This is a genomic window from Micromonospora sp. MP36, from assembly GCF_008119785.1.
GTDB lineage: Bacteria > Actinomycetota > Actinomycetes > Mycobacteriales > Micromonosporaceae > Micromonospora.
Window position 1 is genome coordinate 58,541 of sequence record NZ_VSFA01000021.1, and the last position, 14,466, is coordinate 73,006.

Annotated in this window: 15 protein-coding genes; 14 read left to right on the forward strand and 1 reads right to left on the reverse strand. The window is 71.7% G+C overall.

Annotated features, from left to right (window positions below):
• The first annotated feature begins 27 nt into the window (after window positions 1-27).
• From FXF52_RS17360 to FXF52_RS17410, 11 genes are all read left to right on the forward strand, one after another.
• Window positions 28-396, forward strand: coding sequence for a DUF485 domain-containing protein (locus tag FXF52_RS17360; protein ID WP_148797949.1), 369 nt, complete (start codon window positions 28-30; stop codon window positions 394-396).
• Window positions 374-2,044, forward strand: a complete 1,671-nt coding sequence (locus tag FXF52_RS17365) for a cation acetate symporter (protein WP_148797950.1) — start codon at window positions 374-376, stop codon at window positions 2,042-2,044. Before FXF52_RS17360 ends, FXF52_RS17365 begins: the two co-directional genes overlap by 23 nt.
• A 67-nt stretch (window positions 2,045-2,111) precedes the next feature.
• Window positions 2,112-3,092: an NAD-dependent epimerase/dehydratase family protein gene (locus FXF52_RS17370; RefSeq protein ID WP_148797951.1), complete on the forward strand. Its 981-nt coding sequence runs from the start codon at window positions 2,112-2,114 to the stop codon at window positions 3,090-3,092.
• Window positions 3,093-3,166: 74 nt separating this feature from the next.
• A complete protein-coding gene (locus FXF52_RS17375) occupies window positions 3,167-4,396 on the forward strand; it encodes an LCP family protein (RefSeq protein ID WP_148797952.1) in 1,230 nt (409 codons plus the stop codon).
• A gap of 204 nt (window positions 4,397-4,600) precedes the next feature.
• Window positions 4,601-5,791: an LCP family protein gene (locus FXF52_RS17380; RefSeq protein WP_148797953.1), complete on the forward strand. Its 1,191-nt coding sequence runs from the start codon at window positions 4,601-4,603 to the stop codon at window positions 5,789-5,791.
• A gap of 208 nt (window positions 5,792-5,999) precedes the next feature.
• Entirely contained in the window at window positions 6,000-6,917 is a 918-nt protein-coding gene (locus FXF52_RS17385; RefSeq protein WP_255472057.1) for an LCP family protein, read from the forward strand.
• Window positions 6,918-6,945: 28 nt separating this feature from the next.
• Window positions 6,946-7,281, forward strand: coding sequence for a rhodanese-like domain-containing protein (locus FXF52_RS17390; RefSeq protein WP_148797954.1), 336 nt, complete (start codon window positions 6,946-6,948; stop codon window positions 7,279-7,281).
• Between the two features lie 13 nt (window positions 7,282-7,294).
• Window positions 7,295-8,086: a glycerophosphodiester phosphodiesterase family protein gene (locus FXF52_RS17395; protein ID WP_148797955.1), complete on the forward strand. Its 792-nt coding sequence runs from the start codon at window positions 7,295-7,297 to the stop codon at window positions 8,084-8,086.
• 84 nt (window positions 8,087-8,170) lie between these two features.
• Window positions 8,171-9,625, forward strand: coding sequence for an ATP-binding protein (locus FXF52_RS17400; protein ID WP_148797956.1), 1,455 nt, complete (start codon window positions 8,171-8,173; stop codon window positions 9,623-9,625).
• Between the two features lie 66 nt (window positions 9,626-9,691).
• A complete protein-coding gene (locus tag FXF52_RS17405) occupies window positions 9,692-10,108 on the forward strand; it encodes an ATP-binding protein (RefSeq protein ID WP_187413550.1) in 417 nt (138 codons plus the stop codon).
• 138 nt (window positions 10,109-10,246) lie between these two features.
• Window positions 10,247-11,131 carry a DUF5926 family protein gene (locus FXF52_RS17410; RefSeq protein WP_148797958.1) on the forward strand — a complete coding sequence of 295 codons (885 nt, stop codon included), beginning with the start codon at window positions 10,247-10,249 and terminating at the stop codon, window positions 11,129-11,131.
• A gap of 47 nt (window positions 11,132-11,178) precedes the next feature.
• Here FXF52_RS17410 and FXF52_RS17415 read toward each other — a convergent pair whose 3' ends face one another.
• Window positions 11,179-12,390 (reverse strand): arginine deiminase, encoded by a 1,212-nt coding sequence (locus FXF52_RS17415; protein WP_148797959.1) that lies wholly within the window; start codon window positions 12,388-12,390, stop codon window positions 11,179-11,181.
• Window positions 12,391-12,553: 163 nt separating this feature from the next.
• Between FXF52_RS17415 and FXF52_RS17420 the strand changes: the two genes are divergently transcribed.
• From FXF52_RS17420 to FXF52_RS17430, 3 genes are all read left to right on the forward strand, one after another.
• Complete coding sequence (locus FXF52_RS17420; RefSeq protein ID WP_148797960.1) at window positions 12,554-13,291, forward strand: hypothetical protein; 738 nt, start codon at window positions 12,554-12,556, stop codon at window positions 13,289-13,291.
• A gap of 219 nt (window positions 13,292-13,510) precedes the next feature.
• Window positions 13,511-13,963, forward strand: a complete 453-nt coding sequence (locus FXF52_RS17425) for a PAS domain-containing protein (RefSeq protein WP_148797961.1) — start codon at window positions 13,511-13,513, stop codon at window positions 13,961-13,963.
• A gap of 74 nt (window positions 13,964-14,037) precedes the next feature.
• Complete coding sequence (locus tag FXF52_RS17430; RefSeq protein ID WP_148797962.1) at window positions 14,038-14,427, forward strand: ACT domain-containing protein; 390 nt, start codon at window positions 14,038-14,040, stop codon at window positions 14,425-14,427.
• Window positions 14,428-14,466 lie beyond the last annotated feature (39 nt).

The window sequence follows — 14,466 nt, forward strand, 5'->3', positions numbered from 1 at the left end:
CACGCCTGCGAAGGTGGTGATCCACAGATGTCCACGGACACACCCGCGTCCGCACCGGCCGAATCCGCGGCGGAGCGGTATCTCGCCGTACAGCGGTCGGACGAGTTCGCCGGGTTGCGGCGCGCGCTGCGCGGCTTCGTCTTCCCGATGACCGTCGCGTTCTTCCTGTGGTACGCGCTCTACGTCATCCTCTCCGCGTACGCGCGGGGCTTCATGGGCACGAAGCTCTTCGGGAACATCAACGTCGCCCTGGTCTTCGGCCTGCTCCAGTTCGTCTCGACGTTCGTCATCGCGTGGCTCTACGCGCGGTTCGCCGACCGGCGGATCGACCCGGTCGCCGACCGGATCCGCGCCGAGCTCGGGGAGGTGACCCATGAGCACGGTCCTCGCGGCTGAGGCGGGCAGCACCACGGCCCGGAACCTCACCATCACGCTCTTCCTGATCTTCGTGGCGATCACGCTGGCCATCACCGTCTGGGCCAGCCGGCAGACGAAGACCGCGACCGACTTCTACGCCGGCGGCCGCTCCTTCTCCGGCTTCCAGAACGGCATGGCGATCGGCGGCGACTACATGTCGGCCGCGTCGTTCCTCGGCATCGCCGGCCTCATCGCGCTCTACGGCTACGACGGCTTCCTCTACTCGATCGGCTTCCTGGTCGCCTGGCTGGTGGCGCTGCTGCTCGTCGCCGAGCTGCTGCGCAACTCCGGCCGGTACACGATGGCCGACGTGCTGGCGTTCCGGATGCGGCAGCGGCCGGTGCGGACGGCGGCGTCGGTCTCCACCATCACGGTGTCGATCTTCTATCTGCTGGCCCAGATGGTCGGCGCGGGCGCGCTGGTCGCGCTGCTGCTCGGCATCAAGCCGGGCACCACCTTCCTCGGCATGGACGCCGACACCGCGAAGGTCGCCACCATCATCCTGGTCGGCGCCCTGATGATCATCTACGTCACCGTGGGCGGCATGAAGGGCACCACGTACGTGCAGATCGTCAAGGCGTTCCTGCTCATGAGCGGCGCCATCGTGATGACCCTGCTCGTGCTGGCGCACTACAAGTTCAACCTCTCCACGCTGCTCGGCGACGCGGCGAACGCCTCCGGCAAGGGAGACAACTTCCTGGAGCCCGGGCTACGTTACGGCGTGGAGAGCGGCGACGCGCTGAAGACCTTCTACAGCAAGATGGACCTGCTCTCGCTCGGCATCGCCCTGGTGCTCGGCACGGCCGGCCTGCCGCACATCCTGATCCGCTTCTACACGGTGCCGACCGCGAAGGCGGCCCGCAAGAGCGTGCTCTGGGCGATCGGCATCATCGGCACCTTCTACCTGCTCACCCTGGCGCTGGGCTTCGGTGCGGCGGCGCTTGTCGGCAGCCAGGCGATCACCGCGCAGGACAAGGCCGGCAACACGGCGGCGCCGCAGTTGGCCGAGGCGCTGGGCATCAAGTTCCTCGGCGGCGACCTGGGCGGCGCGACCCTGCTGGCGATCATCGCGGCGGTCGCGTTCGCCACCATCCTGGCCGTGGTCGCCGGGCTCACCCTCGCCTCGTCGTCCAGCCTGGCGCACGACTTCTACGCCAACGTGATCAAGGACGGCCAGGCGTCCGAGCGGCAGGAGGTGAACGTCGCCCGGATCTCCGCGCTGGTGATCGGCGCGATCTCGATCGTCCTGTCGATCTTCGCGCAGAGTCTGAACGTGGCCTTCCTGGTGGCGCTGGCCTTCGCGGTGGCCGCCTCGGGCAACCTGCCGGCGATCCTCTACAGCCTGTTCTGGCGGCGGTTCAACACCTCCGGCGCGGTCTGGGCGATCTACGGTGGTCTGCTCGCCGCCGTGGTGCTGGTCTTCTTCTCCCCGGTGGTGTCCGGGGCGCCGACGGCCATGTTCCCGGACCACGACTGGCACTGGTTCCCGCTGTCCAACCCGGGCATCATCTCGATCCCGTTCGGCTTCCTCTGCGGCTGGATCGGCACCCTCGTGTCCCGGGAGCACGACGAGGAGAAGTACGCGGAGCTGGAGGTGCGTTCTCTCACCGGAGCGGGCGCGCACTGACGACGCCATCGGGATGGGCCGGAGCCGTCGGCGGCTCCGGCCCATCCGCTTGAGTAGGCTGGCCGGTATGAAGGTTGCTCCCCGTTTCGGCCCCGGACACCGCATCCTCGTCACCGGCGGCGCCGGCTTCGTGCCGTCGCACCTGGTCGACCGGCTCATCGAGCGCGGCTGCACGGTCGTGGTGCTGGACAACTTCGTCACCGGGTCGAAGGACAACATCGGCCACCTGCTGGAGAAGCCGACCTTCACGCTGATCGAGGCGGACGTCTCCGAGGGCCTGCCGACCCACCACCCGGCCATGGCGGAGCGGTTCGACGCGATCCTGCACATGGCCTCCCCGGCGAGCCCCACCGACTTCGAGAAGCTGCCGGTGGAGATCCTGCGGGTCGGCTCGGTCGCCACCCTGGAGCTGCTGGAGCGGGCCACCGCCGACGGCGCCCGGTTCCTGATGGCCTCCACGTCCGAGGCGTACGGAGACCCGAAGGAGCACCCGCAGCGCGAGACGTACTGGGGCAATGTCAACCCGATCGGCATCCGGAGCGTCTACGACGAGGCGAAGCGCTTCTCGGAGGCGGCCACCATGGCATACCACCGGAGCCGGGGCACTGACACCGCGATCGTCCGGATCTTCAACACGTACGGGCCGCGGATGCGGCCGGACGACGGGCGGGCCATCCCCACCTTCATCTCCCAGGCGCTGCGGGGCGAGCCGATCACCGTGCACGGCACCGGCAACCAGACCCGGTCGATCTGCTACGTGGACGATCTGGTGCGCGGCATCCTGCTGCTGCTCGACTCGACCGAGACCGGCCCGATCAACTGCGGCACCGAGCACGAGATGTCGATGCGGCAGCTGGCGGAGACGATCGTGTCGCTGACCGGAAGCAGCTCCGAAGTGAGCTACATCACTCGGGCCGCCGACGACCCGGAGATGCGGCGCCCCGATCTCACCCTCGCCCGTGAGCTGTTGGGATACGAACCGACCGTGGCGCCCGAAGACGGCCTTCGACGCACCATCGACTACTTTCGCGGTCGGCTAGGGTACTGACCCCGGCTGGGAGGACGCTGACACCCGGCTGCGCCTGAGGGCGGCACTGGTCCCACCGGCCTACCCTCGGTGGCATGTCAGCGACCACGTCTGCCGACGCCCCGTTCCCGTACGTCAGTCGGAGCGCGGGGCGCGCCCAGGTGCCCGGCCCCGGCCGGAGCGCCACCGGGCGCGCCCGCGCGACCGACGCCCGCTGGTACCCGTCGTACGACGAGGAGCCACGCTCCGGCGGGCCCGGCAGCCCCGGTGGACCCACCGGGCCGGGCGGCCCGGGCGGTCCCGGTGCTCCGCGCCGGCCCGGTCCCCGCCCGCGCTGGGGACGCATCGGCCTGGTGGCCGGCGTCGCGGTGCTGGTGCTCGCGCTGCTCGGCGGCGCCGGTGCCTGGCTCTACGCCCGCAACCTCGACAAGGACCTGGCCCGGACCGACCCGTTCTCGGCGATCACCGGCGAGCGGCCGGCCAAGAAGGTCGACGGCGCGCTCAACATCCTGATGGTCGGCACCGACTCCCGGGACCCGGACGCCCCGATGGACAAGGCCGGCGAGTGGCGCGCGGACACCATGATCCTCATGCACATCCCGGCCGACCACAAATCGGCCTACCTGGTCTCCATCCCCCGCGACCTGTACGTGCCGATCCCGCAGAACGCGGGGGCCTCCTGCGACTCGGGCCAGCGCAACAAGGTGAACGCGGCGTTCGCGTTCGGCGGGCTGCCGCTCGCGGTGAAGACCGTCGAGTGCTTCACCGACGTGCGCATCGACCACGTCATGGCGATCGACTTCGCCGGGTTCAAGGACGTCACCGACGCCCTGGGCGGGGTCGACCTCACGGTGGACCGGACCATCACCTCGATCCACAAGCCGCACCGGAAGTTCACCAAGGGCGTGAACCACATGAACGGCGCCGAGGCTCTCGACTGGGTGCGGCAGCGCAAGCAGTTCCCCGAGGGCGACTTCGCCCGGATGCGCCACCAGCAGGAGTTCCTCAAGGCGCTGATGGACAAGGCGGCCAGCACCGGCACCCTGACCAACCCGAAGAAGCTGAACGACTTCCTCAAGGCGGTGACCGCCGCAGTCACCGTCGACCAGGACTTCTCGTTGACCGACATGGCGATGGAGTTCCGCAACCTGCGGGGCGAGAACCTGACCTTCATCACCAGCCCAAACCGCGGCGGGCAGACCATCGACGGCCAGTCGGTGGTGGTCTCGGACCGGGAGAAGGCGCTGGCGATGTACCAGTCCATCGCCTCGGACACCATGGCCGAGTGGGTGAAGGCCAACCAGCCGGGCGCCAACGGCAACTGATCCCGCTCGGGCACACCACGCCGATCGGCGGTTGAGGAATCGCCCACTGCGGGCCAACCGCCGATCGGCTGCACTCAATTAGCCGTTCGGGCATCTGGCCTGGACAAGCGCCGAGATGTGCGGGCGGAGATCGCCGAGGAGGTCGCGAGAACGGGTACGGATACGTACAGTGGTCCCGCCCCCGATCATCGAGCTGGAGCACGCATGCCGGTCCAGACCAGCCGTCGCCCTCCGTCACTGGCTCCCGGCGCACCCGGCCGGGTGCCGCCGACCATCCCCACCCAGCCCGGCCCGGGCGGTCGCGGTCCCCGCAACTCGAAGAAGCGGACCAAGCGCAAGGACCCGCTCTGGGCTCGACTCACGCTGATCTTCGGTGCGGTGCTGATGATGACCAGCGGCGTCGCGATCGTCGGCAGCAAGGCGGTGATCGGCCAGGCCACCAGCAGCATCCAGCAGGGCAGCCTGCTCGGCGATGCGGGCAAGTCCGAGGCCGAGGGCGGCAAGAACCTGGACGGCCCGATCGACATGCTGCTGCTCGGCGTCGACGCCCGGGCGAGCTGGGCCGCCGACGACGTCCGGTCGGACAGCATCATCATCCTGCACATCCCGGCTAGCCACGACCAGGCGTACCTGATCTCCATCCCCCGAGACACCGAGGCGGAGATCCCGGGGCACGGCACCGACAAGATCAACGCAGCTTTCCAGTTCGGCGCGCAGAAGGGCGGCGGCTGGGAGGGCGGCGCACAGATGATGGCCAAGACCATCAAGAAGATGACCGGGATCAGCTTCGACGGCGCGGCGATCATCAACTTCGGCGGCTTCAAGAAGGTCATCGACGCGCTTGGCACCGTCAAGATCTGCGTCAGCCACGAGGTCACCTCCAAGCACATGTCGTACGTCAACGGCAAGCCGATGTGGAACTCCGACGCCGAGAAGCTGGGCAAGCCGATGACGCCGGTGGTGCACAAGAAGGGCTGCCGGGAGATGAAGGGCTGGGAGGCCCTCGACTTCGCCCGGCAGCGCTACGGCCTGCCCCGCGGGGACTACGACCGCCAGCAGAACCAGCAGCAGCTGATCAAGGCGATGGCGAAGAAGGCCAGCGAGAGCGGCATGCTGACCAACCCGATCAAGCTGAACCAACTGATCAAGGCGGCTGGCGAGTCGCTCATGCTGGACACCGGCGGCGTGAAGATCGAGGACTTCATCTTCACCCTCAAGGGCCTCAGCGGTAACGACCTGGTCACGCTGCGGACCAACGGCGGTAACTTCGCTACCGCGGCCAGCGGCCGGGAGATGCTCAACGAAACGAGCAAGCAGATGTTCACCGCGGTCAAGGAGGACAAGCTCGCCGAATTTGTGGCGACGAACCCGGAGGTCCTCTCCACCCGGAAGTGAGGGTGACCTGGCGGTAGCTGCGCCGAAAGCGGCCACCGCCGGGTGCCCGGCCCGTAGCCTGAGATGAGCAGGTCTCACGTCAGGGCTGCGGGGAGGGGCTGTCACGTTCAGGCCAGCACGGACCAGGCGCGGGCGGGGTCGACCCGCCCGCTGGCCCCGGTTCCTCCTCGGCGCCGGCCTCGCCCTGGTCCTGCTCGCCACGCTCGGCGTGGCCGGGCTGCACTGGCTCACCAACCGGTACGACCGTACGGTGGAAAAGGAGCAACTGCTCGCCCCGGCGGCCCGGCAACCGCGTACCGACCTGTCCCGCGGGCTCAACTACCTGCTGGTCGGCTCCGACCACCGGCCCGGCGCCAAGCCCGAGGACCAGCGCTCGGACAGCATCCTGATCGTGCACGTCCCAGCCGGGATGCGGCAGGCGTACCTGATCTCGATCCCGCGCGACCTGCTGGTCGCCATCCCGGCGGCACCCGGCTACGGCGGCGGCCAGGACAAGGTCAACGCGGCGTACGAGCACGGTGGCGGCGGCGAGGCGGGGGCCCGGCTGCTCTCCGCCACCCTGACCCAGCTCACCGGCCTGCGCTTCGACGGTGCCGCTCTGATCGACTTCTCCGGCTTCAAGCAGGTCATCGACCTGCTCGGCGGCATCCGGATGTGCGTCGACACCGAGGTCCGGTCGGTCCACACCCACACCCTGTTCACCCCCGGCTGCCAGCAGATGGACGGCACCCGGACCCTGGACTACATCCGCCAGCGCTACGACCTGCCCGACGGCGACTACGACCGGCAGCGGCACCAGCAGCAGATGCTCCGCGCGGTGCTGGACAAGGCCGGCAAGACGCACCTGCGCAACGACCCGGTGCAGCTCGACCGGGTGCTCCGGGCGGTCGGCGGCGCGCTGACCGTGGACACGAACGGCGTGGCGCTGGAAGATCTGCTCTTCGCGCTCCGCTCGCTCCCCCCGGACGCGTTGCACGGGGTGCAGGTGCCGTCGTACCCGCAGACCATCGGCGAGGTCTCCTACGTGGTGCTGGACAACGGCGGCAACGGCCTCTTCGACGCGGTGCGGGCCACCCGCATGCCGGAATGGGCCGGGGCGAATCCCCGCTGGGTCAACCGGCTCTGAGCCGGACAGCCGTCTAGGCTAGGTAGCCGTGTTCGGACCCCAGGTTCCCAGCGTGCCCGCGTCGGCCGTGCCCGACGACACCTACCTGCTCGACGTCCGGGAGGACGACGAGTGGGCCGCCGGCCATGCGCCCGCCGCCCACCACCTGCCGATGACCGAGCTGCCCGGCCGGCTTGCCGAGGTCCCAGACGACCGCGAGGTGGCCGTGATCTGCCGCTCCGGCGGGCGGTCCGCGCAGGTCGTCGCGTACCTCCTGCGCAACGGCTGGGACCAGGTGCGCAACGTCGAGGGCGGGATGGGTGACTGGGCCGCCGCGGGCCGCCCCGTGGTCACCGACGACGGGCAGCCGGGCCAGGTCGTCTGAGGAGCCGGGCGGCATGACCTCGCCCCTGATCTTCGCGCACCGCGGCTCCTCGTACGACCTGCCCGAGCACACCCTCGCCGCGTACCTGCGTGCCCTCGACGAGGGCGCCGACGGGCTGGAGTGCGACGTCCGGCTGACCCGGGACGGGCACCTGGTCTGCGTACACGACCGCCGGCTGGACCGGACCAGCAACGGTCACGGGCTGGTCAGCGCGCGTACTCTCGCCGAGTTGGAGCTGCTGGACTTCGGCTCCTGGCATCCGGGCGCGACGGCGGCCGAAGGGGACGAACCGCTCGACGAGTCGCACACCCGGCTGCTCACCCTGGAACGGCTGCTCGACGCCGTGCTGGCCGCCGGCCGGCCGGTCCGGCTGCTGATCGAGACCAAGCACCCCTCCCGCTACGGCGGGGACGTGGAACGCCGGCTGGTCGCCCTGCTGCGCCGGTACGGCCTGGCCGAACCGGGACCGGACGACCCCGTCCGGGTCACCGTGATGTCCTTCTCCCCACTCGCCGTACGCCGGATCCGTGACCTCGTGCCCGGCCTGCCCACGGTGCTGCTGCTGGAGGTGCTTCCACGCTGGATGCGGCTGGGTCGGCTGCCGTTCGGCACCCGGATCGCCGGGCCGGGGATCGCCCTGGTCCGGGCCCGGCCGCAGCTCGTCCCCGCGCTGCGGGCCGCCGGCAACCAGGTCTACGTCTGGACGGTGAACCAGCCGGAGGACCTGGAACTGGTGCTGGCCGCCGGGGTGGACGGCGTGATCACCGACCGGCCCGCCCGGGCGCTGGCCCGGCTGGGCCGTTGAGCCGGGTCGAGCCGTCCCACCGCCGGACCCGCCCGCCCGGGCGAGGGGTGTCCCCGGGACCGGTCGGCGCGGCACACTCGGGACATGCCGGAGCGAATTGACTACGCCGCCCTCATCGCCGGCCACGACAGCGTGCTCAAGATGATCAACTCGGGACAGTCCGGGCTGCCGGTGCTCACCCGGCTGCTCGGGGTGGTCCAGCCCGCCGTCGGCGCGGCCAGCCTGGCGTTCGTGGAGTTCGCCCCCGCCGGCGGCCGGGTGATCGCCGCGACCGGCAGCGCCGAGTCGCTCATCGGCCGCCCGTTGCCGGCCGCCGACCCGGCCACCGTCTGCCTCCTCTCCGGCCCCCCGGTACGCGAGGTCCGCGTCAACCGCATCCCGAGCACGCTCGCCGACGAGGTGGCCGCGCGGGGACTGCGCCGGATGATCGTGGCGCGGGTCGAGATCGGCGGCCTCACCGTGGGCAGCCTGCACGCCCTCTACCCGGCGGAGGCCGCGCTCGACGACTCCCACCACGCCGTCCTGGGCTACATCGCCGCCTGCATCGCCCACATGTACGGCGACCAGACCGGCCTGCCGGTGCACGGCGACGGCCCGGTGGTGGCGGCGCTCGCGGACGGCCTGGCGGTGGTGGACCGGGAACAGCACGTACGGCTCTGGAACCCGGCCGCCGCTCAGGTGACGGGCCGCCCGCCCGCCGAGGCGCTGAACCGCCCGCTCCCGTTCCCGCTGCCCCCGCCCGGGCAGGTGCTCGACCACCGGATGCCGGACGGCCGCTGGCTGCGGATCACCTCCGGGGAACTGCCCGGCCCGGGTGCGCTGCGGGTGGTCACCTTCCGCGACATCACCGACCAGCAGCGCCGCGACCACGACCGGGACCTCTTCGTCGCGGTGACCAGCCACGAGCTGCGCACCCCGGTCACCGTGATCAAGGGGTACGCGGACACCCTCACCGACCACTGGGAGTCGCTCGGCGACGACGACCGGCGGCACGCCGCGCGGATCATCGGGCAGCGGGCCAACGAGTTGGCCCGGCTGGTCGACCGGCTGCTCACGGCCGCCACCGAGAACCGGCCCGGCGGGGAGCCGGCCGCGCCGTTCGACCTCGCCGACGCGCTCCGGGCCGCGGTGCCCGACCTGCCGGCGGACGTCCGGCACCGGGTCGTCCTCGATCTGCCGGTCGACCTGCCCAAGGCGCTCGGTGACCGGCACAGCCTGGCCACCGTGCTCACCGAGCTGAGCACCAACGCCGGGAAGTACTCGCTGCCGAACACCCCGATCGAGGTCTCCGCCGAGGCGAGCGGGCGGATGGTCGCCTTCCGGGTCGCCGACCGGGGCATCGGCATCCGGCCAGAGCACGTGGAGCGGGCGTTCGACCGGTTCTGGCAGGGGGAGTCCGGCGACCGCCGGCGCTACCCGGGAGCCGGACTGGGGCTGTATCTCGTCCGCCAGATCGTTGAACAGCAGAATGGATGGGTATCCCTCCGACCGAGAGCCGGTGGGGGTACGGTCGCAGAGGTGCGGCTGCCCCGGGGGTGACCTGGGCGCAGCCGGGGGGCGGAAGGAACGACGGTGTCGAGGGGTTCGGCCGAACGATCGTGGTGCGTGGTGGTGCCCCATCACGCCACCGGCGCGCGCCTGGCCCGGCACCGGCTGGCCGACGAGCTGACGGACGTGGTGTCGCCGGTCCTGCTCGCGGACCTGGTCGCGGTCCTCGCCGAGCTGGTCGGCAACGCCGTCCGACACGCCGACCCGCTGCCCGGCGGCGTGGTCCGGGTGGCCTGGCGGCTGAGCCCGACGGTCGACGGTCACCGCGTGCAGCTCCGGGTCACCGACGGCGGCTCCGCCTCCGGCCCGCTGATGCGGGCGGCCACCCCGGACGCGATCGACGGGCGCGGCCTGCAGATCGTCACCGGCCTGGCGAGCCGCTGGGGCGTCGAGCGGGACGGCCTCGGGCAGTGCGTCTGGGCCGAGTTCGACCCCATCCGGTCCGCCCGGTCCGACCTGGTCGTCGCTGGTTGAGCGGCCGGCAGGCGGGTCCTGCCCCACCGGTCTTCGCCGGCATCTAGGCTGTGTCGCCATGAGCGACCGCAGCGAGCGAATCATCGGGCACAGCGCTGTAGCGGCTCGCGCGGCCGCCGAGCGCAGCGAGGCGGCAGCGTGAGCAAGCGTCGAAAGAGCCAGCGGGCAGTCGAAGCCACTCCGAAGCGGGAGAAGGTACGTGACGTCTTCGTGCCCCGACCGTTCGAGGGGCTGGTCGACGAGCCGGAGTGGATCGCCCTGCGCGAGCTGGTCCCGGCCGCCTCCGCGCCGCTGCGGCTGACCCCCGAGCTGGTCGAGGAGTTCGGCGAGCGGCCGGTCACCCTGGCCACCGTGCTGCCGATGGCCGCCCCGGCGATGACCAAGCCGGACGGGCGGGTCTTCATCGGCCTCCAGCGGCACCAGCAGTCCGGCGACGTCTCCCGGGACCTGGCCGACGCGTTGCTCTGCGCGCTGCGTACCGAACCGGGCGGCCAGGTGACGGTGCCGCCGCTGCCCGGCCCGGGCCCCCGCCTCCAGGACATCCTGGTCGACGGCCCGCTGGAGATCACCATGCACGACGGGTTCGAGTTCTGGCTCGACCCGGGGGCGGCCGACGACCCGAACGTGCAGGCGTCCCTGGAACGGGCCAACGCGGCGGTCTACCCGACGGTGAAGCTGGCGGCGGCGCGGGCCGCGTACTGGTGCCAGGTGCCGGAGAAGGCGCACGTGCGCTGGGTCCTGCCAGACGACGAGGACGCCGCGCTCGACGCGCTGTCCCGGCTCAGCGTGGCCGGCACGCTGGCCCTCGGCGAGCGCACCCGGTTCGCCGGCATGTTCCGGGCGCACGGCCGCCTGGTGCCGGTCTGGGACCTGCCCGAGGACGTGCCGGCCGCCGAGTGGGAGGAGCCGGTGACCGAGTTCGCCAAGCGGTACGCCGAGGCGCTGGAGGAGCGGGAGCCGCTGGACGCCGCCGGGCGCCGGGCCCGCCAGGGCCTCCTCGGCCGCCAGCTCACCCTGCGCTGACCTGATCCTTCGAGCCGGGCCCCGGTGTCGACCGGGGCCCGTCGTCGTCAGCGGCGCAGCGGCTCGCGGACCAGCGGGCAGGACATGCAGCGCGGCCCACCCCGGCCGGAGCCCAGCTCGGAGCCGGCGATGGCGATCACCTCGATGCCGGCCCGTTCCAGTTGGGCGTTGGTCTCCACGTTCCGCTCGTAGCCCACGCAGAGCCGGGGCGCGAGGGCGAGGGTGTTGTTGCCGTCGTCCCACTGTTCCCGCTCGGCGGTGACCGGGTCGAGGCCGGTGTCGATCACCCGGAGCTGGTCGAGGTCCATCGCGTCGGCGGCGGCGCGCAGGAACGGCGCCGGGCCGTCGACCCGCGGCTCGTCGCCGTCCGCCCCGGCGATGACCGTGTACGCCGACAGCGAGTTGGCGATGTTCGGGTACATCAGCACGGCATCCACGTCGACCATCGTGCAGACGGTGTCCAGGTGCATGGTGGCCCGCTCCTGGGCGATCGGGACCACCAGAATGGTGTGCGCCAGCCCGGCGGCGAAGACCTGCCGGGCCAGGCGTTCCGCCCCGGCCGGGGTGGTCCGCTCGCCCACCCCCACGGCGAGCACGCCCGGCGCGAGGAGCAGCACGTCGCCGCCCTCCAGGTGCTCCAGATCGGAGTGGTAGACGAACTGCGTACCGGCGAAGCGCGGATGGTGCCGGTAGATGGCGTCGGTCAGCCCGCTCTCCCGCCGCCGCGCCGGCATGGCCAGACTGGTCACCCCGACCCGGTCCCCGATCCAGACCGAGGAGTCCCGGGTGAAGAGCAGGTTGGGCAACGGGTCGATGACGAAGTCGTGCCGGTCCATCAGTGTCCAGACCAGACCGCCGGGCCGATCCCGGCCGATCCGCAGCTCCTCGTGGGCGAGCCCGGCGATGAACACGTCGGCCAGGGCGGCCGGGTCGAGGTACGCGAGATGGTCGGCGACCCGCGCGCGCAGGGTGTCGCCCAGCCGGGGTGAGCGCAGCACCAGTTCGGTAAGTTCCGCCCGGGCGTCCGGCAGGGCGAGCGTCTCGGCCAGCAGCGCCGCCAGGTAGAGCACCTCCACACCCCGGGCGCGCAGGGCGGCCGCGAAGGCGTCGTGCTCCTCCTGCGCCCGGCCGACCCATGGGATAGCGTCGAAGAGCAACGAGTCGTTGTTGCGTGGCGTGAGCCGGGCGAGTTCCGGCCCGGGGCGGTGCAGCAGCACGGTGCCGAGCCGACCGACCTCGCTGTCCACGTAGTGGGTCACCTTCGCAGCGTAGGGCAGGTCTTACGCACCATCCGGAAAAGAACTGTGAATGAATATGGCATTCATCCGCACTCATTCCGGTGCTCCAACTTGCCGACCACCCGGGTCCGCAACGTAGGGTAGTGGGCACGTAACTTCGAGGGACCTTTTGCCGGAGGTCGCGATGACTGTCTTTCCCGCTCGACGAGCCGTACCCACCCGGGCACTGCCACCCGTGGCGGTGCCGCCACCCCGGGTCGAGGCCACCCCGGTGCTCGAACCGGCCCGCCCGACACCGCTCGAGTGGGCGCGCCGGCGCCGGGCCGAGCGGGGCGCCCGCCGGCTGGAGGCGGCCGGGGCCCGCGCCCTCGGCCAGCTCAACCACCTCGGCCCGGCCTGGCACGTCATCGAGTGGCCCCGGACGGACGTCGCGGACGTCCTGCTCGACCGCGGCCAGGACGAGCGGGCCGGGTTCCTCGCCATCGGGCCGAGCGGCCTCTTCGCGGTCACCATCGCCGACCACGGCCGGGCGCGGGTGCTCGTCGCCGGCGACGTGGTGCAGATCAACGGCAAGCGCCCGCCCTATGTGGCCGAGACGCGCCGGGACGCCAAGCGGGCCAGCAAGGCCCTCTCCGAGGCGGTCGGCCTGCCCATCCCGGTCACCCCGGTGCTGACCTTCGTCGGCTCCGGGGTGATCAGCGTCTACGGCCTGCCCAAGGACTGCCTCATGGCCACCCACCGGGAGTTGGACCGGCTGCTCGTGGCGGCCGGTAACCGGATCAGCCCGGCCACCGCCGAGAAGCTGTCCCAGGTCGCCCAGCACCCGTCCACCTGGCTCAACGGCACGTACCGTCCAGCCGCCGACTACCGGTGGTACGACGAGGGCCGAACGGCCGCTGACAAGCGGGCCGCCCGCCGGTAACGTCTCCGGCGACGCCACGCGGCCCACGGACCCGCCCCGGTGGTTCCGTCGGCCCGCGCCGTCGCCGGCCGCCCGACACCGGGCCCCTCTCCCACCGGCACCTGTCCCACGGCTCCGCCGCAGCGAGCGGCCCCGGCGGCCGGAGGATCCAGCGCGGTCGGGCGGTCGTCGTGACGACCGGCTAGCGTGGACAGACCGTCGGTGTACCTAGGAGGCGCGGTGGCCCACGTCGAACTCTCGCTCTCGGAAGTGCTCGTACCCGCGGCGGGGACACCGAACGAGCAGGAGTTCGACAACTTCGGCCAGTGGTCCGCCACGGTCTCCCGGGCCGCCGAGCCGTGTCTGCTGGTCGACGCCGACACCACCGTGGTGGCGATCTCGTCGGCCGGCTGCGACCTGCTCTGCCTGGGCGCGCCTGAGGACGTGATCGGACGGCCGCTGCTGGAGGGCGTGCGCCTGGTCGATTTCAGCGCCCAGCCGAGCGAGCTGACCGAGCAGGAGACCGACAAGATCCCACCGCTGCTCGCCCTGCACTCCGGCCGGCTGGCCCGGGGCCTGCTCCGGGTCCAGGGCCCCGGTGCCGACGCCGGCACCACGGTGGACGCCATCTCCACGCCGGTGCTCGCCGAGGGCGCGGTCGCCGGCTCGTTGACCTTCTTCTCTCCGGTCTGACCTGCGGAAACGTGTGGCCTTCGCCGCACCGGGCGATGCTGGGACCGGCCCCGCCGAGGCCGTAAGGTGCCAACATGCTCGATGTCGCTCTGCTGCCGGGCGAGTACGCCGTGTGCCGCCTGCCGGCCGGCACCACCCTGCCGCCGCAGGTCTGGGGCGAGCTGGGTGCCGGCGACGTGGTGACGGTGAGCTGGACGGCCGACGGGATCTCGCTGATCTGCCCGACGGGGCGGGTGCCCGATCACGCGGACGTCGAGACGGACTGGCGCTGCCTACGCCTGGTCGGCCCGCAGGAGCCGCCGGTCACCGGCACCCTCGCCGCGCTGGTCGACCCGCTCGCCCGGGCCCGGGTGAGCGTCGTGGCCTTCTCCACCTACGACACCGACCACGTGCTGGTGCCCGCGGTGCGGCTGGCCGAGGCGACGGGCGCGCTGGAGCGGGCGGGGCACCGGATCCACGAGTGACCTTCACCCGAACGGGGGATGCTCCTACGATGGGCTCAG